20 protein-coding genes and 1 tRNA gene are annotated in these 25958 nt (G+C 62.3%); 16 read left to right on the plus strand and 5 right to left on the minus strand.

Features of this window, described 5'->3' with window-relative positions:
• Nucleotides 1–2 precede the first annotated feature (2 nt).
• From ACQRBR_RS02085 to ACQRBR_RS02125, 9 genes are all read left to right on the plus strand, one after another.
• Entirely contained in the window at nucleotides 3–1298 is a 1296-nt protein-coding gene (locus tag ACQRBR_RS02085; protein ID WP_427812182.1) for a sigma-54 interaction domain-containing protein, read from the plus strand.
• Nucleotides 1295–3367: a PP2C family protein-serine/threonine phosphatase gene (locus ACQRBR_RS02090; RefSeq protein WP_427812183.1), complete on the plus strand. Its 2073-nt coding sequence runs from the start codon at nucleotides 1295–1297 to the stop codon at nucleotides 3365–3367. Before ACQRBR_RS02085 ends, ACQRBR_RS02090 begins: the two co-directional genes overlap by 4 nt.
• A complete protein-coding gene (locus ACQRBR_RS02095; RefSeq protein WP_427812184.1) occupies nucleotides 3364–5700 on the plus strand; it encodes an MFS transporter in 2337 nt (778 codons plus the stop codon). The genes ACQRBR_RS02090 and ACQRBR_RS02095 overlap by 4 nt, the downstream gene beginning before the upstream one ends.
• Nucleotides 5697–7187: a hypothetical protein gene (locus tag ACQRBR_RS02100; RefSeq protein WP_427812185.1), complete on the plus strand. Its 1491-nt coding sequence runs from the start codon at nucleotides 5697–5699 to the stop codon at nucleotides 7185–7187. The genes ACQRBR_RS02095 and ACQRBR_RS02100 overlap by 4 nt, the downstream gene beginning before the upstream one ends.
• Nucleotides 7180–8373 (plus strand): alanine racemase, encoded by a 1194-nt coding sequence (locus ACQRBR_RS02105; RefSeq protein ID WP_427812186.1) that lies wholly within the window; start codon nucleotides 7180–7182, stop codon nucleotides 8371–8373. The genes ACQRBR_RS02100 and ACQRBR_RS02105 overlap by 8 nt, the downstream gene beginning before the upstream one ends.
• On the plus strand, nucleotides 8370–9521 hold the full coding sequence (locus ACQRBR_RS02110; protein WP_427812187.1) for an ABC transporter substrate binding protein: 1152 nt from the start codon (nucleotides 8370–8372) through the stop codon (nucleotides 9519–9521). Before ACQRBR_RS02105 ends, ACQRBR_RS02110 begins: the two co-directional genes overlap by 4 nt.
• Before the next feature lie 88 nt (nucleotides 9522–9609).
• The gene (locus tag ACQRBR_RS02115) at nucleotides 9610–11523 is read left to right on the plus strand and encodes a hypothetical protein (protein WP_427812188.1); all 1914 of its coding nucleotides are present in this window, start codon (nucleotides 9610–9612) and stop codon (nucleotides 11521–11523) included.
• A 492-nt stretch (nucleotides 11524–12015) separates the two neighbouring features.
• Nucleotides 12016–12852: a hypothetical protein gene (locus ACQRBR_RS02120; RefSeq protein ID WP_289615807.1), complete on the plus strand. Its 837-nt coding sequence runs from the start codon at nucleotides 12016–12018 to the stop codon at nucleotides 12850–12852.
• 98 nt (nucleotides 12853–12950) lie between these two features.
• Nucleotides 12951–14009, plus strand: a complete 1059-nt coding sequence (locus tag ACQRBR_RS02125) for a helix-turn-helix transcriptional regulator (RefSeq protein ID WP_427812189.1) — start codon at nucleotides 12951–12953, stop codon at nucleotides 14007–14009.
• A gap of 599 nt (nucleotides 14010–14608) precedes the next feature.
• Here the strand turns inward: ACQRBR_RS02125 and ACQRBR_RS02130 are convergent.
• Complete coding sequence (locus tag ACQRBR_RS02130; RefSeq protein WP_427812190.1) at nucleotides 14609–15355, minus strand: Rossmann-like domain-containing protein; 747 nt, start codon at nucleotides 15353–15355, stop codon at nucleotides 14609–14611.
• A gap of 249 nt (nucleotides 15356–15604) precedes the next feature.
• A complete protein-coding gene (locus ACQRBR_RS02135) occupies nucleotides 15605–17185 on the minus strand; it encodes a lysylphosphatidylglycerol synthase domain-containing protein (protein ID WP_321126814.1) in 1581 nt (526 codons plus the stop codon).
• Between the two features lie 242 nt (nucleotides 17186–17427).
• On the opposite strand from ACQRBR_RS02135, the gene greA reads away from it, so the two are divergent.
• From greA to groL, 7 genes are all read left to right on the plus strand, one after another.
• The gene (greA, locus tag ACQRBR_RS02140; protein ID WP_040369181.1) at nucleotides 17428–17916 is read left to right on the plus strand and encodes a transcription elongation factor GreA; all 489 of its coding nucleotides are present in this window, start codon (nucleotides 17428–17430) and stop codon (nucleotides 17914–17916) included.
• A 160-nt stretch (nucleotides 17917–18076) separates the two neighbouring features.
• The gene (locus ACQRBR_RS02145; protein ID WP_006004696.1) at nucleotides 18077–19180 is read left to right on the plus strand and encodes an AI-2E family transporter; all 1104 of its coding nucleotides are present in this window, start codon (nucleotides 18077–18079) and stop codon (nucleotides 19178–19180) included.
• 5 nt (nucleotides 19181–19185) lie between these two features.
• Nucleotides 19186–20043, plus strand: coding sequence for a D-alanyl-D-alanine carboxypeptidase family protein (locus tag ACQRBR_RS02150; protein WP_168934984.1), 858 nt, complete (start codon nucleotides 19186–19188; stop codon nucleotides 20041–20043).
• Between the two features lie 86 nt (nucleotides 20044–20129).
• Nucleotides 20130–20336, plus strand: a complete 207-nt coding sequence (locus ACQRBR_RS02155; protein ID WP_006004692.1) for a twin-arginine translocase TatA/TatE family subunit — start codon at nucleotides 20130–20132, stop codon at nucleotides 20334–20336.
• 11 nt (nucleotides 20337–20347) lie between these two features.
• On the plus strand, nucleotides 20348–20785 hold the full coding sequence (locus ACQRBR_RS02160; protein ID WP_006004690.1) for an ACT domain-containing protein: 438 nt from the start codon (nucleotides 20348–20350) through the stop codon (nucleotides 20783–20785).
• 476 nt (nucleotides 20786–21261) lie between these two features.
• The gene (gene groES, locus ACQRBR_RS02165) at nucleotides 21262–21552 is read left to right on the plus strand and encodes a co-chaperone GroES (RefSeq protein WP_006004684.1); all 291 of its coding nucleotides are present in this window, start codon (nucleotides 21262–21264) and stop codon (nucleotides 21550–21552) included.
• Nucleotides 21553–21612: 60 nt separating this feature from the next.
• A complete protein-coding gene (groL, locus tag ACQRBR_RS02170; RefSeq protein WP_006004682.1) occupies nucleotides 21613–23259 on the plus strand; it encodes a chaperonin GroEL in 1647 nt (548 codons plus the stop codon).
• A gap of 463 nt (nucleotides 23260–23722) precedes the next feature.
• On the opposite strand, the gene ACQRBR_RS02175 is transcribed toward groL, so the two are convergent.
• The 3 genes from ACQRBR_RS02175 to ACQRBR_RS02185 form a co-directional block, all read right to left on the minus strand.
• Nucleotides 23723–23799, minus strand: a tRNA-Arg gene (locus ACQRBR_RS02175).
• Between the two features lie 314 nt (nucleotides 23800–24113).
• Complete coding sequence (locus ACQRBR_RS02180; RefSeq protein ID WP_427812191.1) at nucleotides 24114–24809, minus strand: hypothetical protein; 696 nt, start codon at nucleotides 24807–24809, stop codon at nucleotides 24114–24116.
• Nucleotides 24810–25005: 196 nt separating this feature from the next.
• Nucleotides 25006–25569, minus strand: a complete 564-nt coding sequence (locus ACQRBR_RS02185) for an HPP family protein (protein WP_427812192.1) — start codon at nucleotides 25567–25569, stop codon at nucleotides 25006–25008.
• Between the last annotated feature and the right edge of the window lie 389 nt (nucleotides 25570–25958).

Below are 25958 nucleotides of genomic sequence, written 5' to 3' on the forward strand. Positions count from 1 at the left end.
CCATGCACGAAAAGAACGCCCGAACCCTTGCCCTGCTGATACGCCTGTGCGACGACCTTGCCTGGGGTCGTCCCGCGGACGAGGATGCCCTGTTCGCCCTGACCCGGGAAGGCAGCTCCTCGCCGGATCTGGAACGTCTGGCCGAGGCCTTCGGCATGATGATCGTCAAGGTGGAAGCCCGTGAATTCCACCGGGCGGAACTGCTGGAAAAGGTGGAACAGCTTTCGCAGGAGCTGGAAAAAAGCCGTCTGCGCCTGCACGAGGAGAACCGGCAGGTGGTGGAGACGCTGCAAAAGGAATACAACGTCCGCCGCATCATCGGCCGCTGCCCGGCCATGCGTCAGGTGGTGGCCCAGGCCCTGGCCATCGCCCGGCGGCCCATCAATACTCTGATCCTGGGGCCTTCCGGCACGGGCAAGGAAATCTTCGCCAAGACCATCCATTACCACTCTCCCAGGCGTGATGCCCCCTTCGTGGCCGTCAACTGTACGGCCATCCCCGACTCCCTGTTCGAAAGCGAGATGTTCGGCATCGAAAAAGGCGTGGCCACCGGCGTCAACGCCCGCCGCGGCCTGGTGGAAGAAGCTTCGGGCGGAACACTCTTCCTTGACGAGCTGGCGGACATGTCCCTGCCCAATCAGGCCAAGCTGCTGCGCGTACTCGAGGAACGGGAAGTCCTGCGCGTGGGCAGCGCCCGGCCCGTGCCCGTGGACATCAAGGTCATCGCGGCCACCAATGTGGACCTGCGGCAGGCCGTGGCCCAGGGGCGCTTCCGGGAAGACCTGTACTACCGCCTCAATGTGGCCGAGCTGACGCTCCCTCCCCTGCGCGAACGAGGCGACGACATCCTGCTGCTGGCCCGGCATCTGCTGGCCCAGCATGCGCACAATATGGAACGCGCCGCCCTGACCCTGGCCCCGGCCACCCAGCAGTGCCTGCTGGCCTACGACTGGCCCGGCAATGTGCGCGAACTGAGCAACGAGATGGAGCGGGCAGCGGCCCTTACCGTGGACACGGTCATCCGTCCGTCGGATCTTTCTCCCAAACTGCTGGCCGCCCTGGCGCGCCACGGTTGCATAAAGACAAGCGCTACCGCCCCCCGGGAACCGCTGCCGGACATCCAGACGACATTCAATCTGGAACAGGCGGAACGCCTGCTGGTACAACGGGCCCTCGACGCCTGCCAGGGCAACAAGAGCCGGGCGGCAGAACTGCTCGGCATCACCCGGGAAGGCCTGCGCAAAAAGCTGCTGCGCCTCGATAAAACGGCCCACGGCCATGACGGGGAGGAGGCATGAACGCGAGCCTGAGATTGCGGCTGGCCCTGCTGGTGGTCTGTTCCGTGGCCCTCACCGTCGCGCTGGTCCTCTACCTGACCTGGCAGCGGGTCGGGGAGACCATGATCGGGATGGAAGAAAAAAATTTCGCAACCCTGCTGCTGGTGGAAGAGGAACGGCTCAACACGGCCACCCTCAACCATCTGTCCGCCAAGGTGCGCTCCGTGCTCCTGCGCAAGGCGCAGCTGCGAGATTCCTCTGCTCGTGTCCAGACCCTGCTGCGGGCCCTGGCCCCGCAGCGACCCGCGGGCAGCGGGCAGGGCCATGTCGTCCTTCAGCCCCTGCTGTCCGCCATGGACGCCGCCAGTATCGGTCTGGTGGATAACGTTGACAGTATCCGCATGGAGATCCTGGATACGGAAAAGCTCAGCAGTGGCCAGACGAGCCTCCTGGGCCTGTCGTCCGGTCTGCGGGATGCCAAACAGCGGCCTGTGCAGCGCCTGCTCAAGCAGCTGTCCCGGGATGGCGATTTTGCCGTTTTTGACCTGCCCCGCCTCGTGGCCACCAACGAAGGCCGCATGATCCCCTCCGGCACCTATCGCCCTGTGCTGGCCTATTTCCTGCCGCTGGATGGCCACAGGCCGTCACGGGAGATCCTGGTCTCCATGATCCCTCTGGATGACCTAGAAAAGATGGCCGCACGGGCACAGGCACAGCTGCTGGAAGACACCCGGGAAAAATTCAGGGAAATGTCCCTCTACCCCGGCGGCCTCGTGGCGCTGCTGGACGGTGACGGGCATATCCTGGTCTCCGGTGGTGACGGTCTTCTTCCTGACGGCCTCGACGCGGCCCGGGCAGAAGCCCGCCAGACGGGCATGGCCAAGGTCATCCTGCCGTCGGCACAGGGCGATATGCTCTGCCTGCTGGGCAGCATCCGGGCCTTTGGCTGGTATGTGGCCCTGACGGCCCCCCTGAACGAGATACAGGAACCTTCCGACAGCCTGCTGGCCAGCCTGCTGGCCGTGAGCCTGCCCATCATGCTGCTGGTGGCTCTGGCGGCTCTGCTCATGCTCATCAGGACGCTGCGTCCCCTGAAACTGCTGACCCGCAAGACCCGTCAGCTGGCCGAAGTGGATTTTGCCGCCCCCGATGCCCTTGACCGGCTCGAGCCGCTTCTCAGCCAGGGGCTGCCGCTGGAACGTCGTGACGAGCTGGGGCAGCTGGCCCGGGCCTATGCCCATCTGGGAGGGGCCCTTGCCACCAACATCCGCAATCTGATGGAGGCCACCGCCAGCAAGGAACGCATGGAGGGCGAACTTTCCGCCGCACGCGAGATCCAGATGGGCATCCTGCCGCCCCCGGACGGTGCACCCGAGGTATGCGGTTTCCGGGCCTCGGCCTTTCTGGACCCCGCCAAGGAAGTGGGCGGCGACATGTATGACTTTTTCGTCACCAGCGACGGTCGGAGGGCCCTTGTCCTGGGAGACGTGTCCGGCAAGGGGGTCCCGGCGGCCCTGTTCATGTCCATGACCGTCACGCTCGTGCGGTACGCCCTCGGCTCCGGGCTCGATCCTGCGGCCGCCATGTCACAGGTCAATGCCATGCTCGAGGCCCACAACCCGGGCAATATGTTCGTGACCCTTTTCCTGGCCCTGTATGACCCCCAAAGCGGTGAACTGAGCTACGCCAACGGTGGCCACTGCCCGCCTTACATCATCGATGCCGCCTCGGACGCCCCGCCCCGCACGCTGGACAAGCTGAGCGGCCCGCTGGTGGGTGTCATGCCGGATATGGAATACACGCTGTTCACGGATACCCTCAAAGAACAGGAGACCTGCCTGATCTTTACCGACGGGGTGACCGAAGCCATGAACAGCGACAAGGAACTGTACGGTGAGGCCCGGTTGCAGGATTTCCTGGCCGCCCATCGCGGAGCCTCTCCTCGGGAGCTGCTGACGCATATCTTCTCCGAGCTCGTCCGCTTCCGGGGCGAAGAACCGCAATCCGATGACATCACCATGCTGGCCTTCTGCCGCACGCACAGCACGAGCGTGGCCCAGCCCACTTCTACTGCCCGGACGTCCTCATGAACCAATCTTGTCCTTCGATACACCAGCGTACGCCCTTGGGCCGTATCCTGGCCGGATGGATAGCCATCCTGCTGTGCAGCCTGCTGCTGTACGATGCCCTGCTCTATTCCTCCCTGCGCACGGCCACACGGGAAGGGACGCAGGCATCGGCCAGTGTGGCGGCCACAGCCCTGAAAAGCCGCATGGCCATAGGGATCCGCTTTGGCAAAAAGCTGGAGACCTACCACAATGTCGACCGGCTGCTGGCCAGTGTGGGCCAGGCCGCCGACATGCCGCTGGCCGTGCTGGATGCCCAGGGCGTGGCCCTGCATCACTGGGGGCGCTTCCCGCTTTTGCCGGACATCAGCGACCGTCTGCCGCAGACGGGGACAGAGGTTGTTCTTTCTCTGAAGGACGGGGAACTGCTGCTGGCCCCCGTCGCGGACCGGGACGAGCACATCGCGGGCCATATCGCGGTCTGGATGCCTTCCCGCAATCTGGATGCCACACTCAGGGACCTGTTCCGGCAGCAGCTGCTCTTCCAGGGCGGACTGGCACTGGCGGGGATACTGCTTCTGTCCCTTTGCCTCGGCCTGCGCCGTTCCGAGGGGATGCCCCGCAATCTGTGCATCGTCATTTTCCTGCTGCTTATGCTGGGCAACGGAGCCCTGGCCCTGCGTGCCGTCAGCCAGCAATACACCCAGGGGCTCAGGAACGATGCCGCGCATACCGGCGCCATCCTGACCGAAGACCTCAACCGCCTGCTGCTGGTGGGTGTCTCCCTGGACGATACGAGCCGCCTGTCCGCCTACCTGACCCGGGCCGCCACCGCCCACGGGGATGATCTTGTCCTGGAGGTCCTGGCGCCCTCCGGCAAGGTCTTCGCCTCGAGCCACACTTCCGGCCCCCTTCCCGAGCTTTTACCGCCCGGTGAGGACTTCCCCTTGCTGGAGCTGGCCTCGGCTTTCTCCGTCAGCGGGGATTCGCCGGAACAGGGCTGGAAGCTGCGGGCCAGCCTCACGCGCGGCCCCTGGCTGGAACGCCTGATCGCCAACGGGCTGGACATCCTGACCCTGGTGGCCATTTCCCTCATCTTCATGGTGGAGATGTTCCTGCTGCTCTCCCGCAGTCTGGAAGCCCGCCTGCAGGGGACGACGCAATCCCACGCTCACCGCAGCGCCCTGTTCCGCCCGCTGATGTTCGTCTTCATCCTGGCCATGGACATGACCATTTCCTTCATTCCCCTGCGCATGGCCGAACTCACCACCACGAGTATACTCCCGCGCGACGTGCTGCTGGGCCTGCCCATCTCCGCAGAAATGGGCATGACCGGCCTCAGCGTGCTCATCGCCGGGACATGGATGAAGCGAAAAGGGGCCCGGCCGCCCCTCATGACGGGCATCATCTGTATGGCCCTGGGCTATCTGGCCTCCATGCTGGCCTGGACCCCCTGGCTTTTCATCGCCGCCCGGGCGCTGGTGGGACTGGGCTACGGCCTTTCCCTGCTCACTGCCCAGGCCTACACGGTGCGGGACGGCAAACTGGCCGACATGTTTGCCGGTGTCTATGCCGGATCCCTGTGCGGCAGCGCCCTGGGGGCCATGCTGGCCGAACGTTTGGGCTACGGCCCCGTTTTCGCTATCTCCGCCGTCATCCTGGCCTGTCTGGCCCTGGTGCCCCTGCGCCTGCTGCGCGGACAGGAAAAGCAGGAAGACGTCCGGGAAGAATCCCCGGCCGCCAGACTGACGCTGCCGCAGATCCGCCGTTTGCTGGCGGACCGTCACTTCCTGGCCTTTATCCTGCTGGCTCTGCTGCCCTCGGCCCTGCTCTGCGTGGGCTTCCTCAACTACTTTTTGCCTGTCTTCCTCAAACAGGCCGATGTGGCCCAATCCAACATCGGGCGCATCTACATGCTCAACTGTCTCATCGTCATCTACAGCGGCCCTCTCTTCGCCCGTCTGGTCGGCAACAGCCTGCACAAAGGTCCGCTCCTTTTCTGGGCCGGCATCCTCTCGGCCCTGTCCGTGGCCTGTTTCTGTTTCCTTCCTCCCCTGCCGGCCTCGGTGGCGGGCTCCATCCTGCTGGGACTGGCCACCGGTCTCAACATCCCGGCCCAGAGCGAATTCCTGCTGGAACTGGACATCGCCCGGGCCATCGGTGTGGATCAGGCTATGAGCCTGCTGGATGCCCTGCAACGCGTGGGGCAGGTCATCGGTCCGGTCTGCGTGGGGGCTGTCATGGCCATCATGAGCGTGGATGACGCCGCCCGCTGGGCAGGCATCATCCTGGTGGCCATTTCCCTTCTTTTCCTGTTGCTGGTCCGCCCGGCCCGCCATTCGGGAGACAAAGCATGACCTCCGCCCGGGAGTGGATCCGCAGCCGTTGCCCGGAGGCATTGGCTGCCTTCGAGCAGGCAGGAGCGCAGACACTGGCGGACTATGCGGCAGGCTTTGGCGCGGATGCCGCCCTGCCCAGGCCGCCGCAAGCCGCTGACGACCTTGTGGAACTGGCCGCCGCGACCTGCGCCCGGCTGTATTCGCCTGATCTGGGGCAGGCCCTGCGCCGTGAACTGGAGAGCGATCTCCATGCCCTCACAGCCAACCATCACGGTGTGGATTTCCACCCGGAATTCTTCCAGGGCGATTTGCTGTTCGCCATGAGCTGCCGCCACGCCGTGCCCCTGTTCAACTACGGCGCTGTCCCGGCCAACAACGTGGCCTATCCGCGCGGCATCCTGCTGGGATGCGGTACCCCGGGGGAGGTGAGCTTCCGCAGCCGCAAACTGCCCATCCTGCCGGGAAGGGACCGGCATGGCCTCATCAGCGTGCGCCCGGCGTTCACCACTGCCGAGGTCACCCTGCCCTCGCAGCTTTCCGGCCAGCCGGAAGAGCCGCATGCTCTGGACCGTCTTGTCCAGGCCGTCTACCGCCATCCCCGCGTCCTGGAACAGCAGACATTCCGGGATCAGGCCAGCATCATGAATGCCCTGCTGTGGCAGCAGGTCATCCCGAAAAGCTGTGATCTTCCGCCGCTGGTCTCCCTGGACATGCAATGGCTGTGCGGCCGCCTGATCACGGCCGATCTGGAACAATCGGACAGTCTTGTCCGGCACCTGCTCCTGCATCCGCCGCTGACCGCTGCGGTCTGGGAGGCCCTCAACGGGCAACGGGCCTGCTGGACCGGGGATGCGCAAGGCCTGCAACGAGGCACCTTCCTGTTCTGGGGCGTAGACGGCAAAGGCCGGGCCCTGGCCCTGCGGCCTGACCGTGATTTCCGCTCATTGGTGGCTGCACGGGATGCAGGCTGGCGCCTGCCGCTGGATGCCCGTTCCCTGGGCAGGGCCCTGAGGGAAGAGCGCATCCTCCCCTCGCTTTTCCTTTATTTCTCCACCGTGACGGCGGCCAGGGGGCTGCGCTGTGCCGGAGGCATCTTCCAGACCTCGTACCTGCCGCGCATGATCCAGGGCATCTGTGCCGCCCTGCGGCATTGCGGTGCCGACGGGCCGGCCACACGCATCGCCGGGGCATTCCGTCCCTGCCCCCCCTGCACGGGGCTGCTGCCCCTGCGTCTGCCCTGCACTGACGGTCCGTTGCGGCAGACCGGCCGGGGAGCCGGCGCCGCGGACCTCTGGCTGGCCGGCGGCCTCTCTCCTGCCCTGTGGCAGTCACTGCGGCACAGCCGGGTCGACCATGCCCTGGCGGCCTCGCTGCCGTATCATTATGAAGACCTGTCCGCTCAGGAGATGCGACCGCTGCTGCTGGACAGCCTTTTGCAGCAGGCTCCGCCCATCGGGAGTCTGCCCTTTTTGCCGCCTTTCCCCCTGGAGATACCTCATGCCTGAACTGGAGATAAATCTGGATGCCCTGGCTCATAATCTGCGTCTTATACGGCGCCAGGAACGGGCCTGGGGCTTCCGTTTCCTGCCGGTACTGAAGATGGTGGCTTCCCACCCGGACGTCGTCGATTTCCTGCGTACGCAGGGCTATGCCCGCCACGGCATCGCGGACATGACGGAGCATCTTCTGTACGGGCAGAAGCCGCCTGCACGTACAGGGCGCGTCCTGATCAATCTGGCCCCCCCGGACAGGGCCGACGACGTCGTCCGCCTGTTCGAACGCAGCGCCTTTTCCTGTGAGACGACCTTCCGGGCACTGGATGCTGCCGCCCGTGCCGCGGGCCTGCATCACGAGGCCCTGCTCATGGTGGATATAGGCGACATGCGCGAAGGCATCCCGCAGGATGAGGCCCCCAACCTGCTGCGGGCCGTGGCTGCCGCGTCGCAGCGTGCGGCCCATGGCCCGGGCGCCCATGTGGCGGGTATCGGCGTCAATCTCGGCTGCCTGTACGGCACTTGCCCGGACGACGAAAACATGGCCCGACTCCAGGCTCTGGCGGCCCGGGCCGGAGACCTGCTGGGACACGCCCTGCACCTGGTCAGTCTGGGTGGGAGCATCTTCTGGAACTGGTTTGCCCGCCGTCACGGGCATGGGCCGCATCTGCCGCCCGGCTGCATCATGGAATTCCGCATGGGAGATCCCCTGCTGCTCGGCCGGGACATGTACCGGGACGAAGCCCTGCTGGCCGGGGAGTTTCGACAGGATATCTTCCGCCTGTCGGCCACGGTACTGGAAGTGACGGAACGGGACATCCACCCGCCCCGCCACAGCGTCCATAACGGACGGGGAAAGTCCGCCGACTGCCCGGACCTGGGAAAACGACTCCGGGCACTGGTGGACTGCGGCAGCCTGCACACGGACGTTCGGGGCCTCTCCCTGGCCCGCCAGGACTGGCGGATCTCCGATTTCAGCGGCAATTACGCCATTCTGGACATGAGCGGCTGCCCACAGGCTCCTGTGCCGGGCGATCATATCCACTTCATCCCGTCCTATTGGGCCGTGGCCCGTACCTGTCGCATGCCCCACATCCGCAAGACCCTCATCCACGATACGCTGCCGGGACGGTCGCTTTCCGACTCCCGGCCTGCCGCTCCCCATCAGGAGACGGTCCCCTTTTCGGAGGTTTCATGAAGACGTCACGATATGTCGCCCCAGTGCTTGCCTGCCTGCTGCTTCTGCCCCTGCTGCTCCGGGACTGCGCCTTTGCCGCCCCTGCCCAAAACAATCCCGCCGGTGACAAGGTATGGCGGGTGATCTACGTAGAAGGCGGCCCCTTTTCCGATTACCAGCGCATCTTCCAGGGGCTGGCCCTGGGTCTGGAGGAGCGCGGCCTGATCGAGAACGGGCATGTGCCTCTGCCCAAGGACAGCGAAGAAGCCCGAGGTATGTGGGAATGGCTGCACCAGCGTGCGGGTGGCAACCACCTTGTTTTCCTGGCGGACGGTTTCTATTCCGCCGGATGGGACAGCCGGCAACGGGAAACGGTACGCCAGGAGGTTCTGCGACGCATCCGGGAAAAGAAGGACGTGGACATGGTCCTGGCCTTCGGCACTTGGGCCGGACAGGATCTTGCCGCGCAGGATCTGCCGGTACCGGTCATCGTCTCGTCCGTGACCAATGCCGTGGACGCGGGCATCATCCCCTCGGTAGAAGATTCGGGACGGGACAATCTTGTAGCCCCCATTGAACCTGACCGCTTCAAGCGCCAGGTGCTGCTGTTCCACGACATCTTCGCCTTCAAAAAACTCGGCATCGCCTACGAAGATACTCCGGCCGGCCGCGGCAGCATCGCCCTCAACGAGATCGAGGATGCCGCCAGGGAACTGGGGGTCACCCTGCTGCGCTGTACCGACACCTTCGACATCCAGGACACGGATCTGGCCTCGGAACGCCTGCTGGCCTGCCACAAAAAACTGGTGGAACAGGGGGCCGAGGCCGTCTATCTCACCTACAACGTCGGTCTGCAGGCCGGTGCCATGCGCAAGGTGCTGCAGCCGCTGGCCGATGCGCACGTTCCCACCTTTTCCCAGCTGGGCGCACCGGATGTGATCCACGGGGCCCTGCTGAGCGTGGCGCAATCCAATACCGCCGAAGAGGGCCGCTTCAGCGCCGGTCTGGTGGAGGCCATCCTCAAGGGGGCACGTCCGCGTGACCTGTCTCCGGTCTTTGAAAGCCCTGTCAGCATGGCCCTGAACCTTTTTATGGCCACGCTCATCGGTTGGAACCCCCCGCTGGAAGTGCTGGCCGCTGTGGACGAATTCTATCAGGAAATGAAGTAGACGCAGCAGTCCCCCTCAGAACACACGAAATACGAAAGGCGTACCGGATACCGGTACGCCTTTTTTGTCTGCCGGATGCCGCGATCCCGTGGCTCACCTGCCTTTCTTCCGTATGCATCCTCCACCAGTCAGTTCCCCTCATCCTGTGTATGGCGGGTATTTCCGGGACATTTCCACTTTTTCGGCACTGACATCACGATCTGGAACGATGCGCCTCCATACTGCTGCCAACAGTGCCTGCACGAAACTGGACTGTCTGTACAGGAGGATGGATATGGCGTCTCAGCCCCTCAGATATTTGCGGAATACTACCGAGATCCCCTCATACTGCCCCCGGGAGGAGCAATGCCGGCGACAACATGTGATGCATGGCCGGGACCCCCTTATGGAAGAGCCTGTTCGGTCCAGTGTGGCGCGCAGCACACACCTGCGGCGCCCCTACATGAAGCCGTTGTCTTTCTTACTGGAGCAGGCCCCCCCTTCCCGGATCCTGCACCTGATGGCCACCTGTCGCCTGGAGACCAGGCACAGGGACTTCCTCTGGCGGCAGGGCCCCCAGGAGATCCGGCAGGCACTGCTCGACTGTGACGGCTTCCTTACCAGCCTGACTGAAAGCCAGGCGCGGGATATCCTTACGACCGGGGATATCTCGTTGCTCTGCCGACTGGCCTCCCTCCTGCCGGGAAGAGCCCACGCCCCCTATCGCCTTTCCCGGATCACACACGAGAAGCTGTGGCGGCATCTGCGCGAGCACCCCGACATGCGCATCCGTGAAGCGCTGGCCGGCAATGACGATCTTCCCCCGGCATTTGGCATCCCTTTTGCCGACAGGATACGCCAGCATCTGCCTTTCAACTGGACGGCCTTTCGCGATCTGCGGCAGGACGACGTGGCCCTTTTGCTCCAGGCTCCCTATCAGCGACTGCTCGAAGCGCTCCCGTTCGAGCAGTACATCAGCGACAGCAGCGTACGCAGGGCCTTCCTCCAGGGCGTGCGGGAGCATAAAGATCCGCTCGTCCGTCTGGAGTTGTCCGGAACATCGCAAACCCTCTCCCCTTTCCTGCGCCGACATAGGGCGGAACTCTTTCCCGATGACCGGCTGGCCTATCCGGACGGCATGCAGGAATCGTTATGCAAAACCGTCTGGGACACACAGATCGCGGAGGACAGTGCGTCCTTGCGGCTCACCGCGTCCGGAAAAAATCTTCCCCTCACCTACAGGCAGCTGACAGCGCTGGCGGCGTCCCTTGGCCCATGCCAACAGGAACTGGCCGCTGCGCTGCTGGACCTGAAGATCCCCTCCCTGACCGAAACCATCATAGCCGGAGGCAGCCTTTCCTGCGAACAGATGGACAGCCTTTGGCGCTCGGGAGGGCTGGAGGTCCGCCGGGCCCTGCTGGGACAAGGCCGCTTCATTCAGCAACTGAATGCCGAACAGGCGCAGGATATTCTGGAAGCCGACGATATCCCCATGCTGTGGCAGCTTGCCCTGGGCATGAGGAAAGAGGCGCGCTCCCTCCTACCTTCGGCTGATTCCGTATTCGACAGATTATGGCGCCATCTGCGCGAACATCCTGACATGCGTGTGCGTGAAGCACTGGCCCGCAATCCCCATGTGTCGCCGGAGTACGCCTTTTCCGTGAGCGAGCGTTTCCGGCAGGACTTGCCGTTCTGCACGACAGCCTTCAGCCGCTTGCAGCAAAGCGATCTGGGGATGCTCTTCAAGTCGGCGCATACCTTGCTGCTCCAGCTCAGCCGCGAGATCGGAGGCATCGAAAACCCCAGTGTGCGGAAAAACGTCATTCGCTATCTGGCCCGCCACCCCGATCCTCTTGTCCGTCATGCGCTGGCCGGGCATGGCGGCACAGGGCTCTGCCTCAGCGAGGACAGGCAACTTTTTCACACTGTCCTCATGGACTTGAGTGAAGATCCTGATCTGCGGGTCTGCGCGACTGCCCGGGAGAACCTGTTCCTGTGGGAATGCTGTTCCCCTGCGACATGAGGCGGGCATGGGGCAACGCCCCCTGGGCCGCAGGCCAGACCGTCCACAACGGATGGCGCCTGCCGGCCTGCCACACGCCCACAGACTATCTTCTCCGCGTAACGACGTGGCGCGGGGCCAGTGCCAGCAACCTCAGACAGGCCCGCTATCGCATATGTATCTATCTGCACGGCGGCCCTCTCTCCTGTTCTGCAAACCGGCAACACCAGAAAAAAGCGACATACCATGTGAGCAGCACATATTTTTTTCATAGTCTTCATATTATGGAACGATAACCTTGCATACTGCCCCTGTCAGGAGGTTCCCCATGCTCCGTAAGAACGAATCTTTTCCTGTACGGGGCAAAGCCCGGAATCTTTTCCTGACTGTGATACGACCGGCAGATTCCCGAATCTCTATGATGCGAAGCCTCCCCCGCGCAAGAGGACAAGAGCGGCCCTGCCACCGACCTTCCTGATGAAAACATCTGTTACCACAACCAAGGAGAACGACATGATGTATCTGCGCCTGCATGAAAACGGTCCCGAATTCCCCATCGGCCACGACCTTTTGCTCAGGCTTGTCAGAGGCCTGAGACGGCGGGGCAGCTATCCGGAGCTTGTGACCGCCCTGCTGGAACTCCATATCCCGTCCCTGACCATAGAACTGCTCGACGGATTTGCTCTGGAGACGGAGCACAGGGACCGCCTTTGGGCATCCGGTGATCTGGAAGTCCGGCGCGCCTTGGTGGATGACATGGATTTCATCAGGAATCTGACGGACGAACAGGCAGAAGACATCATCAAGGCCGATGATGTTTTCATGTTGTGCCGTCTGGCGCGCTGGATCGAACTGCTGGAAGGCGATCTTTCGGAACAACGCATGTCCCCTGCCAGACGTGATGCCTTATGGCTGCACCTGCGCCGGCATCCCGACATTCGTGTTTTGCAGGCCCTGGCTGCCAACAGCGCCCTGCCTGATGCCATCGCCATCCCGCTGAGTGAACGGCTTAGGCTTGGTCTGGACTTGAACTACAGCGCCTTCCGGAGCCTGCGGCTGGACGAGATCCCTGCCCTGCTCCAGGCACCCGTCTCGGATCTCATCGACCTTGCCCGAAAAGTGGAAGATATCCCTAACCAGGAAGTCCGACATGCCGTTCTGGAAGCATTGCTTTCCTTCCCTGATCCGGGCGTGCGCATGGAGCTGGCGGGATATACGGAGGATACCGCCATCCTGACAAGGCTCCTTGCCGACAAGGATCCCGGCGTCAGAGCGGCGGCCAAAGAAAGCCTGGAAGAACTTCGCAGGGACGAGGAGGAAGAGGACGAAGACGAGTGGGGGGACGACTGATCCCCGTCCCGCATGATCCGCTCTGCCGGGAAGGCAAAGCCCCTTCCCGGCAACAGCTCCTCACCCGAAACGAGACAATAGAGGCTACAGGAGGCCTTATGGGAAAGAAATGGTCAGAGAGCCGCCCGGCGGAAAAGATGCTCTCGCTCTACACCCTGCTGCTGACATCGTCGCAGCCTGTACGGCTCACGGAACTTTCCCGGCTCCTCAACTGCGCCAAGCAGTCCGTGACCCGGCTCATCGACCAGCTGGAAAGCTCCCATTTCGGCAAGATCGTCCGGCATCAGCTGGGACGCCAGGTGGCCTACAGCCTGGACAGGCCCAGACACCGCCCCTGTACGAGCCTCGATGCCGAAGGCTTACGCCAGCTGGCCCTGTGCCGGGAACTGCTGCTGCACTTCCTGCCGGATGACATGCACCGTGTCATGCGTGACAGCCTGTATCAGGCGGCCGCCCTGCTGCCGGACGCGGAGAGCCTGCCGCCCGGCGGTATCGGCGGGCGGCTGAGCAAGGGCCATATCGACTACGATCCCTTCGCGGCCACGTTGGACTGTCTGACTGGAGCCATGCAGACGCGCAACGTCTGTACCGTGAGCTACCGTGCCGCCCTGCACCGGCAGGAAAAGACCTGGCAGTATGCGCCGCTGCGCCTGCTGGCCTATCGCGAGAGCCTGTTCGTGCAAGGCTATATGGTCACGGATGACGGTCCTGTGGAGCGTCTGTTCGACGACACTACTCTGCTGGCACTGCATCGCATCACGGATTGCCGCGTCACCGGACGCAGCTCTGCCGCCCTGCCGGACATTCCCGTACCCTCCGGCCAGGGGCTGGGGATCATGGAAATGGAAGAAGATCCTTTCGAGGTCAGCGTACGCTTTGCCCCGGAGGCCGCCACCTATGCCGCCGAACGCCGCTGGAGCCAAGACCAGCGGTGCGAAATGCATGAGGACGGTTCCGTCACGCTGCATATCAAGGCGCATAACGAAGCGGAGTGCCTTTCCTGGGTACTGGGCTTTGGTGACAGGGCCCAGGTACTGGCCCCTGACTGGCTGCGCAAGGAGGTCAAAAAAACGGTCTATGCCATGGCCCGTCTGTATCACACTCCGCGCAAACCGGCAGACACGGATGAAAGCGGCGACTCGCCTGCCGTGGATTGAGCGCCCGCGGTCAAGGGGGCAATAACAGCCCGGAACCTTTTAGCGAGCGAAGTGAATGCCGGCCCGCATGAGGGCCAGTATGGACGGGGACACATCCTCAGTCGCGTACCTGCGAGCCTGTTCCGTGTCATGACAGCATTCCCGCAGCATTTCCGGCCCGTACCGCAAAAGCATACGGGGCATCTTGCCTTCTTGCCCTGGTGTCATCCCGCATGGGGCGCCGTGACTGACGCGCTCCGGTCGCAGGCTGGTCCTGCCGACGGACCGGGCGCTCCAAACCGGCAATACGGCGCCCTTCCACTATGCGGGTACCTACCCATATCCGGGCATAGCCTGCGGTACTACCGCGCAGGGCGATGTACAGCAGCCCACGCAGGGGCGCAGGCAGAAGACGCAGCAGCACATCACGGCAACCTTCCCGAAGACGCAGGGAAAGCTGCTGCTCCAGCACCTGGCAAAGTATCCTGTCGTTGTCGGTCATATGCTTACCTCCGCATATGCCGACAGTCTGAAATCCCTCACCTGTCAGGATGACGTCGGACAGCCGACATTCTCCCGACAGCCCAACAAGGGGGGCCATGATGTCCCCAGGCAAGACCTCAGGCCGACATGGGGCAGAAACGTTCCGCTCCCAGAATGTGTGCCGCCCCGGCACAGGAGGTACCGAAGAACAGCACCGGCTTGCCGATATCCAGAAAGTTGACGAACGAACCATTGCAAAGCGTGCTGCCCGTGCACAGCACCAGCTCGGCCCAATCCCGCACCACATCCTGATAGGCTGCCATGCCGTCTTCCACCAGAACGCCGGAACGTACCGTCCCCACGATCTCGGGATTGAGATCCAGCACCCGCACGCTGAATTCTTTGGACAGCCGTGCCAGCAGCGCAGGCTGGAAGCCCACCAGAGCGATGCGCGGCGTACCGAAGCGTTCCCGGACAAGAGCGGCATACCGTTCCGCACACAACTCCGGCCCGTCATCGCGGCAGTGGACCGTATTGTCGATCTCGCCCACGGCGCGCAAAACGGCATTGAGCGTGGCCACCAGCATCCCGGCTGCCTGGGGATCATGCACCGTATCCAGTGCCAGCACATCGGCCAGCGAGCCCTCGAAATCCACCGGCGCACTGGTGAAGGCCTGCCCAAGGGCCTCGCCGAACCGGGCCTGGAGCATGACTTCCCTGCCGTTAAGGATGGGATAGTCCGTGCGCGCGGTCCTCCCTATGGCTTCTTCCGGGGTAAGGCCGCGGCTTTTCAGGCTGATGCTGCGCTCGTCCAGATGATGCCGTGCGATGGCATCACGCAATGCCTCCTTGAGGCGGGCATACAGGATTTCTTCCGTCATCATGGTCCATACCTCCGAATGGTAACGGGCGTCTTCCAGCCTGAAAGATGCCCCAACACACCAGTATAGCGGCAATAGCCGGCGTTTCTGCTGCCCTGGCATTGCCACCTTGCCAGGCACATGGCATGTCCCGGCCCGGGCACCTGCAGCCAGACAACGGACAGCCCCCTCCGGTCCCCCCTTTACCGGTCCGATGCCCCACCAACGAAAAAGGCTGCCCCATACGGGACAGCCCTCAGGTACATCTCAACTTCAGGCGCGCGGGACACGCCCGGATTGCAGGTTGCGTTCCTGCAGGCGCTTACGGGCCCGCAGGCTGACCCGAACGAGCCACGACACCAGGACCACGACCGCGATACCCACATCGGCCAGCAGAACGCGCGAAGCGTTGAAGTGCTGCTCAAAGCCCCACAGGGTGGCCCTGTCCCATGCCGGATGGTAGATGAACCAGCCCAGGCCCATGGCCAAGCCCAGAGCCGCAAAAGCAAGGACCAGCCAGTGTGCCGGGATGGCTTCTTCCCAGAAGAAGGAAGAACGGTAGAAGCGACGCCGGGACAGCCAGACCGTTATAAGCACCACCAAAGCAGCTCCGGCGGCCAGGAAGGAGAGCCCCTTGAGCAGAGCCCCTGCGATGCCCAGCAGCAACAGGATCACCGCCATCCAGAAAGCACGGTTCTGGCGCCGCTCCAGGCCATAGGCCACAAAGAGCAGCAAGGCACCGGAAAGCGCACAAACCAGATGTCCTCCCATGAGCAGGGTACGGGGAAGGAAGTCGTCAAGCTGCGCCACCACGGCGGGCAGCGTCGGCAGCATGGCGGAGACCAGCAGGATGCAGCCGCCCACGAAGGTGGTGTAGGCCGCGATGGAATGGGAAAGTACCGAAAGCCAGCGACCCGCTTCCCGCAGGGTATTGCGGCTTTGCCGGGCTTCATACACGGCCAGCAGAGCCGCGGCGGCCAGCAACGGCAGGATGAAATAGATCAGACGGAACAGCAGCACCGCGGCAAAAACAGCCTGCTCGCGCGGGGTATGCGTCAGGTGCAGGATGACCAGCTCGAAGACCCCCACGCCGCCGGGCACATGGGTCAACACTACGGCCACCTGCGCCATGAGGTAGCTGGGCAGGAAGTCGATGAAGCCGATGCCCAGATCATCGGGCAGCAGCACATACATGCAGGCGGCGGCAGCGATCAGGTCCACCCCCGCCACGACCATCTGGGCCACGGCGATGCGGGGGATGGGGAAGACGAATTCCTTGCCGAAGATATGGACCGGCTTGCGGACGGTGAAGCACAGCACCAGATAGGAAAGAGCGATGGCCAGCAGGATGCCCCCGAGGAAGCGCACGTCCTGGATGGGCATCTTGGCCAGCAGCTCGTCGGGGATCACGGGCGGCGCCAGCAGGAAGACCACGCCGCACAGTCCCAGAGCGCCGACCCAGAAGGTGACGGCCAGCATGAGCACGAGGCGGACGATCTCGACCAGGGAAAAACCCCAGGCAGAATAGAACCGGTAGCGGACGCTCGTACCGCCCAGCAGGGCCCCGAAGTTGTAGCTGACGGCTTGTCCTACAAGGGAAACGAGCCCCACACGCGGCAGGGGCAAGGATTTGTGGATGGCCTTCAGGGCGAGCCAGTCATAGCCCACCAGGATGATATAATTGACGATCATCAGGCCGATGGAGAAACAGATGCTGCCCGTGGAGACCTGCTGGATGCTTTCTCTGATCTGGGCGATGCTGTAAGCTTTGAGCTTGTGATACAGGAGATATATGGCCAGCACGAAAAGTGCCGTTATGAGTACAGGCCCCAGGTAACGCAAGTATTTTTTCATGGCGTTCCGGCAAGGTAAGAAGTTGTTCAAATTATCTTCACCATATACGCAGCTGCCTCCCGGTGCAAGCCTCAACATGCCCGGCGGCATCCCGGCAGACGGGTGATCCGTATGGCCTGCAGGGCTTGACCAATAGTGACGCAACGGCTATAGTCTGAAGAACGAATGCAATTTTCTCGCGCTCCGCTGCCCGCGCAGCGGACGCTTTTTTTTCATCCGACGAACAGAGGTGTATCATGGCCGTGACCAATATCCCCATTTCCAAGCAGGGCTACAAGCGTCTGGAAGAAGAGCTGGCCCGCCTGAAGAGCGAACGCCCCGCCATCATCCAGGCCATCAAGGAAGCCCGTGAAGAAGGCGACCTGCGTGAAAACGCCGGTTATGATGCCGCCCGCGAACGCCAGGGTATGGCGGAAGCGCGCATCAAGTATATCGAGTCCCGCATGGCCCTTTACCAGGTGATTGACCTGGACAAGCTGAGCGGTGACAAGGTCATCTTCGGCTCCACGGTGGAAGTGGAAGACGTGGACACCGAAGAAAGCCGCACCTACACCATCCTTGGTCCCGATGAAGCCGAACCCGCCAAGGGCTCCATCTCCTTCCTTTCTCCCGTGGGCCAGGCCCTCCTGGGCAAGGAAGTGGGCGACGAAGTGAGCGTGGACATCCCGCGCGGCCGCGTCACCTATGAGATCGTGGACATCACCTTCCGCGGCTCCAGCATCTTCGACTAACCGTTGGCACCGGAACACTCTCAAGCCCTGCTGCATCCCTGCACAGGGCTTTTTTTCGGCTTCTGTCCCGCGGTCGTCCCTCTTCCCACAGGGAACTTGGCAGCTCCGGCCCCGCGTGCTATCCTCGCCCAGACCTATTCTGCCGCTTAAAGGTTCCCACATGCCCAACATGTTGCCGCGCCTCCTGTACATCCTTGCCGCACTGGCCTGGTTCCTGCTGCTCCGCCCCAACCCCGTCACCATCGTCATGGCCGGATGCTTCGCCTGCCTGACGCTGCCCGTCTACCGGCGTATGCGCTGCACGATCCGGCACTGGCGCAAGCGTCTGCGTCTGCGCCATCCGGGCAGGCTGGGGCACATCGTGATCTCCTGCTCCCATCGCCTACCGCTGTACGGCTATATCGTCATGATCTTCTCGGCTGTGGTCATCCCCATCAGCACCCTGGTACTGCTGGTGTCGCCCCAGGTGGCCGGCGGTCTGGCCAGGCTGCGGGAACTTCAGGCAAACAACTTCCAGCTGCCGCCCGAATGGGTCATGCGATTCCAGGAGCTGCGTCACAGCCTGGCGGACTATCCCAAAGTGGACAAGATGATCTCGGAGTTCCTCAGCAACCTCGATGCCATGCTGGCCGATACCATGGGCCTGCTCATCAACCGCAGCGTAGACGTACTGGGCGGCACCATGACTGTCCTCTGGACCCTTTTCCTCTTCGTGACGCTTACGGTCATCTTTGCCGCCTACGCAAGCCGCATCAACCTGATCACGGCCCGCATCTTCCATATCCCTGCCACCATGCTGCGCCGTTTCGTCCTGGCCATCCGCCGGGCACTGCAGGGCGTCATGCTGGGCATCGTCCTGGTGGCCATCGCCCAGGGGGTCCTGTGCGGTATCGGCTTTGCCGTGGCGGGCATCAAGCAGCCTGCCTTCTGGGGGCTGCTTGCCACGGTCGTGGCGCCCATCCCCTTTGTGGGCACGGCGCTTGTCTGGGGCCCGCTCTGTCTTTCCCTCTGGTTCTCCGGCGCCACCATGCCCGCCGTGGGCCTGGCCCTCTGGGGCACGCTGGCCGTGACCAGCGTGGACAACATCCTGCGCCCCCTGTTCCTGCAACAGGGCATCAACGCTCCTTTTTTCGTGCTGATCATCGCCATCCTCTGCGGTCTTGGCAGTTTTGGTCCCATGGGGCTCATCATCGGCCCCGTGCTGCTGGCCATCGCCATGCAGGCTGTGGAAGAAGCCCATCAAACCTACCACCATACGGCCTGAAGCTCATGTTCCACTCCCCCTCCATCCCGGGGCGCTGGCTGTGCGTCCTGCTGCTTGTCCTTGCCATGCTCTCGCTGCCTGCCGGTGCCGATGCGGCCCGCAGGGCCCGCGCTGCCGTCATGATCAACCTGAGCAACGGCAAGGTGCTGTACGAACACAACCCCAATCTGTCCATCCCGCCCGCCTCTCTGACCAAGGTCATGACCATGTATGTGGTCATGGACCGCATCAAGATGGGCCGCCTGAAACGCAACACCAGCATCCGTGTCCATCCTACGGCCCGGGTGGGCGGTTCCAGCATGCGTTTGCGTCCCCGCCAGCGAGTCACCGTGGACCAGCTCCTTACCGGTATGGCCGTGGCTTCGGGCAATGACGCCGCCATGGCCATATCCCAGCATATCAGCGGCAACAGCCGCAACTTCACCCACCTTATGAACCACAAGGCACGCCAGCTCGGCATGACCCGGACGGTCTTCAAGAACCCCACGGGCCTACCCGCAGCAGGCCAGCGCACCACGGCCCGCGACATGGCCACCCTGGCCCGCGCCTATCTGCGCAGCCATCCCCAGGCCATGCGCTACCACAGCCTGCGCTCCTTCCGCTTCAACGGGCGTACCCTGGGGGCCACCAACACCATGCTGGGCATCCCCGGTGTCGATGGTCTGAAAACGGGCTGGACCGTGGCCTCCGGTTACAACATCATCGTCACGGCCCGCCGTGGCAAGACCCGTCTGCTGGTGGTGGTCATGGGCGGCAGGAGCCGCGCCGCCCGCGACATGGTCGCCCACAGTCTCATCGAGGCGGGATTCAAGGCACCCGCCTCTCCCCAGCAGGTACGCAAGCGCATGCGAGGTGTCCTTTAGCGCAGCACGTCTTGACCTCGGCACCTTCACGTCGTATGTTTTTCAAATCAATGGCCTGAAAGGCTCAACATTCAAGGGAGGCCCCCATGTTCGGCATCGGCATGCAGGAACTGTTACTTATTTTGATCGTAGTGCTGCTCATCTTCGGCGCCAACAAACTGCCGGAGATCGGTGGCGGGCTGGGACGGGCCATCCGAAATTTCCGCCGGGCCTCGTCCGAGCCTGACGAGATCGACATCACCCCCGGCAAGGACAAAAAGCCCACCTCGGGCGACGATGCTCCCAAAGCGTAGAGGATCCTGCCATGAAAGCTGAACAACTTTCCGTTTTTCTGGAAAACCGCGCCGGCCGTCTGGCCGAAGTGACCCATACGCTGGCTGAGGCCGGCGTCAACATCCGCGCTCTTTCCCTGGCTGATACCTCCGATTTCGGTATCCTGCGCCTCATCGTTGATGACCAGGAAAAAGCCAAGTCCGTTCTTAAGGAACACAGCTTTACCCTGGGCCGCACCAGCGTGGTCGCCGTGCAGGTGCCCGATACCCCCGGCGGTCTGGACAGCGTGCTGCAGTTCGTCTCGCAGCATGGCATCAATGTGGAATACATGTATGCCTTCATCACCCGTGAAGCTGACTGTGCCATCATGATCTTCCGTTTCGACAAGACCGACCAGGCCGTGGACCTGCTCAAGGCCAACGGTTTCACGGTCCTGCCGCCGGATCAGCTGTTCGGCAACAAAGACTAGCCTATCTTGCAGATAGCTGTTTTCAGGCCCCGCCCATGCGGGGCCTTTCTTTTTTGGGGCCCGCAACCATCCCAGCGTCTGCCCCGATGCATCCGGTCTCCCCCCTCACCCCGGATTGCCTGTGCCGACACAAGGCTGGCTGCACGCTTGCAGCCGCATCCTCTACATTTTTTCACCCTGCTCCCGCCGCGTTTTTTCCGGCATCCCCCAGTACCCGGGAAAGCAGCTGGGAAGAAAAGTTTTTTATCTTTATAACATGTTGATATTATTTATTTTTATGATAAAAATCGACTTTTCTGCAAAAAAAATTCCTTTTTGCCCCTTTTCAAGCGCAAAGAGTGTCTTATCTACTATCCCGTTGCGGGACCGCAGCAATGGTTTACGGCGGTCATGACGCGATAATTTCAGCTCCGCCCCGCGGACGCTGTGCATGCCACCCAAGCGTGGCCATAAAAATTTTTGGAGGATCTGACACCATGAAACTGCAGCCCCTGAACGATCGTGTGCTGGTCAAGCGCCTGGAAACCGAAGAAAAGACCGCCGGCGGTCTGTACATCCCCGACACCGCCAAGGAAAAGCCCTGCAAGGGTCAGGTGATCGCTACCGGTCCCGGCAAGGTCCTGGAAAACGGCACCCGCGTTGAACTGGCCGTCAAGAAGGGTGATCAGGTGCTCTTCAACAAGTACGCCGGCACCGAAGTCAAGCTGGACGGCATCGACCATCTGGTGATGCGCGAAGAAGACATCCTCGCCATCCTGACCGACTAACGCACACGCGCCGGTCATACACTCTCTCCGCTTTTCGATTATTCCCAGGAGGAAAATATAATGTCCGCTAAAGAAGTTCTCTTCGACGTGAAAGCCCGCGAAAAACTGGCGCGTGGTGTTGATAAGCTGGCCAATGCCGTGAAGGTGACCCTCGGCCCCAAGGGTCGTAACGTTGCCATCGAAAAGTCCTTCGGCGCTCCCGTCATCACCAAGGACGGCGTGACCGTTGCCAAGGAAATCGAACTGGACGACAAGTTCGAGAACATGGGCGCCCAGCTGGTGAAGGAAGTCGCCTCCAAGACCTCCGACGCCGCCGGTGACGGTACCACCACCGCCACCATCCTGGCCCAGGCCATCTACCACGAAGGCGTGAAGCTGGTGGCTGCCGGCCGCAATCCCATGGCCATCAAGCGCGGCATCGACAAGGGCGTGGAAGCCCTGATCGGCGAACTGGCCAACCTGGCCAAGCCCACCCGCGACCAGAAGGAAATCGCCCAGATCGGTACCATCTCTGCCAACTCCGACGCCACCATCGGCAACATCATCGCCGAAGCCATGGCCAAGGTTGGCAAGGAAGGCGTGATCACCGTTGAAGAAGCCAAGGGCCTGGAAACCACCATGGACGTGGTGGAAGGCATGCGCTTCGACCGCGGCTATCTCTCTCCCTACTTCGTGACCAACGCGGAGAAGATGGAATGCGAGATGGACAACCCCTACATCCTGTGCACTGAAAAGAAGATCTCCAGCATGAAGGACATGCTGCCCGTGCTCGAACAGGTCGCCAAGGTCAATCGTCCTCTGGTGATTCTGGCCGAAGACGTGGAAGGCGAAGCCCTGGCTACCCTGGTGGTCAACAAGCTGCGTGGCGCCCTGCAGGTCGTGGCCATCAAGGCCCCCGGCTTCGGCGATCGCCGCAAGGCCATGCTGCAGGATATCGCCATCCTGACCGGCGGCCAGGTGGCTTCTGACGACACCGGCACCAAGCTGGAAAACATGACCCTCAACGACCTGGGTACCGCCAAGCGCGTGGTGGTCAAGAAGGAAGACACCACCATCGTTGACGGCGCCGGCAAGGCCGACGAAATCAAGGCCCGCGTGAAGCAGATCCGCGCCCAGGTGGAAGAATCCACCTCCGATTACGACCGCGAAAAGCTGCAGGAACGCCTGGCCAAGCTGGTGGGCGGCGTGGCCGTGGTCCATGTGGGTGCCGCTACCGAAGTGGAAATGAAGGAAAAGAAGGACCGCGTGGAAGATGCCCTGAACGCTACCCGCGCTGCTGTGGAAGAAGGCATCGTGCCTGGCGGCGGTACCGCTCTGATCCGCGTGTCCAAGGTGCTCGACAGCATCAAGCCCGCTGACGACGACGAACTGGCCGGCGTGAACATCATCCGCAACGCCATCGAAGCTCCTCTGCGCCAGATCGCCCACAACGCCGGCTTTGAAGGCTCCATCGTTGTGGAAAAGGTCCGCCAGGGCAAGGACGGCTTCGGCTTCAACGCCGCTACCGGCGAATACGAAGACCTCATCAAGGCCGGCGTCATCGACCCCAAGAAGGTGACCCGTACCGCCCTGCTGAACGCTGCTTCCGTGGCCTCCCTGCTGCTGACCACCGAATGCGCCATCTCCGAAAAGCCCGAACCCAAGAAGGACGCTCCTGCCATGCCTGACGGCATGGGCGGCATGGGTGGCATGGGCGGCATGTACTAAGCCGCCGCGAAGCCCCCGCTTCCGACTGAATAAAAAAGGCCCCGCTTCCGGCGGGGCCTTTTTTTGTATCCGAGGCTTCCCGGTAATACGATCACGACCAGGCACTCTTACTTCGTCAGCAGCGAAACTAAGGTGAACCAATTCCGGGTTGCTGACTTCTTGGGACTTCGAGAAACTACTCTCTTCCAGACTGTTCAAAATAATGAGGCGCCCCCCAGAGCGGGGAGGCCGGTGTCCGCCATGAGCGAGATCAATAAGGAAAGATAGCAGGGCAAAGCGATAGTCAGTCTCTCCACGCCTCGCCTTGGACGTGAAAACTGCTCACCATATCCTCTTCAAGTAAAGGGGGAGGCTCTGGACAGGGACAGCGCGATAGCATGCGGCATCTTTGCCCGCACGCCCTGCTGAAGAAAAGATACAAAAAAAGCGGTAGCCTGTTACAGCTAACCGCTTGTTTTTGTTGTGGTGCGCCCGAAGAGATTCGAACTCCTGGCCTACAGGTTCGTAGCCTGTTGCTCTATCCAGCTGAGCTACGAGCGCGTCGTGAGGGTGTTCTTATAGAAAAGCGGGCAGCCTGTCAATGCTCTTGAGGAAAGAAAACGATTTTTTTTTGAAGCGTACCTCGGGGGCGCGGTCACCGGACATTCTCCTGTGGGCCCCCTGCCCTCGAAGCCTTGCTAAAAAAACATTCCATCCCATATGCAGACATCGACAGACTGTTGGCAGCCCCCCGGCTGGCCTTCTAGTCAGCAGTCTTTCCATTTATCTTCTCTCCCACTATGTCCTGCCAAACAATACCGCCCCGCCTGAAAACATCAGACGGGGCGGTATGTTGTGATTACAGGAAGCCCGGCCTATTGAGCAGCGGGCGTGCCGCGCAGGCAGCGCAGCAGGGCATCGTAGCTGCCGATGCCGTTCAACCCAGTGGACATGGCCACACACTGGCGGAAAGCCGCCGTAGCTGCGGCCTCAGCGGCAGTACACTGCTGCATGACGTCAGCATTGCCCTGCGAGAGCTGGGTGCAGTAGTTGGCCGTATCGTAGCCCAGCAGGTTCGCCACAGGCGAGGCCGGAGCAGCCGCAGGAGCCGGGGCAGCAGCCGCGGCGGGCTGTCCACCTTCGGCAGGCGCAGCAGCGGTAGCGGCGGTGGCATCAGAGCCGGACAGAGCGCTGTTGAGCAGATAGCCGCCGGCAAGGCCGGCACCCACCCCCAGCAGGGCGCTGCCCATGCCGCTGCCCTGCGACTGCGGTGCGGCCATGGTCTGGCCGGGGGCCATCGTCTGGCCAAAGGGCATGCCCTGGGCCGTAGTGGGCTGGGTGGCCGTAGCGGCAGGAGCCGTGGTCGTCGTCTTGGAAGCGGTCGCCGTAGCCGCCGCTGCCGGGGCAGCGGTCGTCTGTTGCGTGGCCGTCGGGGCAGGCTGGGTCACCGGTTTGCTGACCGTACGCGGGCGCACGCGGTTACGCTTGACCGCCGCATCCGAACAGTCCACAGAAATCATGGCACCCGCCACCAGAAGGCCCAACAGCACGGTAAAGACCTTTTTTATCATCAACAATCTCCTTTAAAAAGGGAATAGCCACTGAGGGACAGTGCTTCGGTTACTCCTTTTATAATGTAGCCTATTCCCTTTCCGCAGGCAAGACAGACGGATAACAGGGAACATACAGGCAGGCCCGCCCCTTCTCTGCCGGATCCTCCGATCCTGTCATGCGACAGCCTGCGCCCTGCCGAACCGTCCGTGAACTTTACCTTCCTGACAAGATATGGAGCCCCGTCGTCTCTCCCTCTTTCACGCGCACACGACCGTACAGGCGGGTCCACAGATGTGCCGCTGCCGTCATGGCCCAGGCTACGGCTAGCATGAGGGCAGCACCCGCCAGGCAGGGGACTACAGCATACCAGAAGCCCAGCTGCCGGATCTGCTCTCCGCCTGTGACGGCGATAAGGGCCGTGGCCCCTCCCGGCGGATGTACTGTCCCGCTCAGCAGCATGACGGCGATGGCTGTGGGCACGCAAAGGCATACAGCCCAGAAGGGCGGCAGCCATTGTGCGCAGGCCACACCGACAAGAGCAGAAAAAAAGTGCCCTCCCAGCAGATTGCGTGGACGGGACAACGGACTGTCCGGGGCTGCGAACAGCAGTACCGCCGAGGCACCAAAAGAACCTATCAACATGGGCACGCCGTAATCGCCTACGGCCAGTCTGTCCAAAGCCGCCACCAGTAACAGGCCGCAGCAGCTCCCCAGCCAGGCGCGCCCTACCTTGAGAGCACTTGCGCCCCTTCCTGCCAACCATGCTTGTCCGGGCATCCTGATCTCCTTGTCTGTGTTTGAAGGTCATCCTCTTGTTCCACAGGGAGATACCCGCATCATGCTCTGGCTTCCGTGTGCGGGCGCACGAAAACCATCTTTTCCCGGCAAGAAGCAGGATGGGTTCCTCACCATGCAGGCAGGCCAGCTTCGCCTTTGCACAGATCCTGTCCAGGGCATATCTTTCCGCCCTTGTTGTCTTGGTCCGCAGGGAACTATCCGGCACAAAACAACGCTTCGTAACATAGCGTCTGTCCGTCCGGACCTGCGGCTCCGCTTTGTCCACATTTTGGTATAAATTTAAAAAAATATAATTATATTAATATGATATATTTCAATTTTTAGTGATTGGATGTTCAATCAATGTAGAGTGTATCCAGTTTCTACAT

The organism is Desulfovibrio sp. SGI.133, assembly GCF_050313955.1.
In the GTDB taxonomy this organism is placed as follows: domain Bacteria; phylum Desulfobacterota; class Desulfovibrionia; order Desulfovibrionales; family Desulfovibrionaceae; genus Desulfovibrio.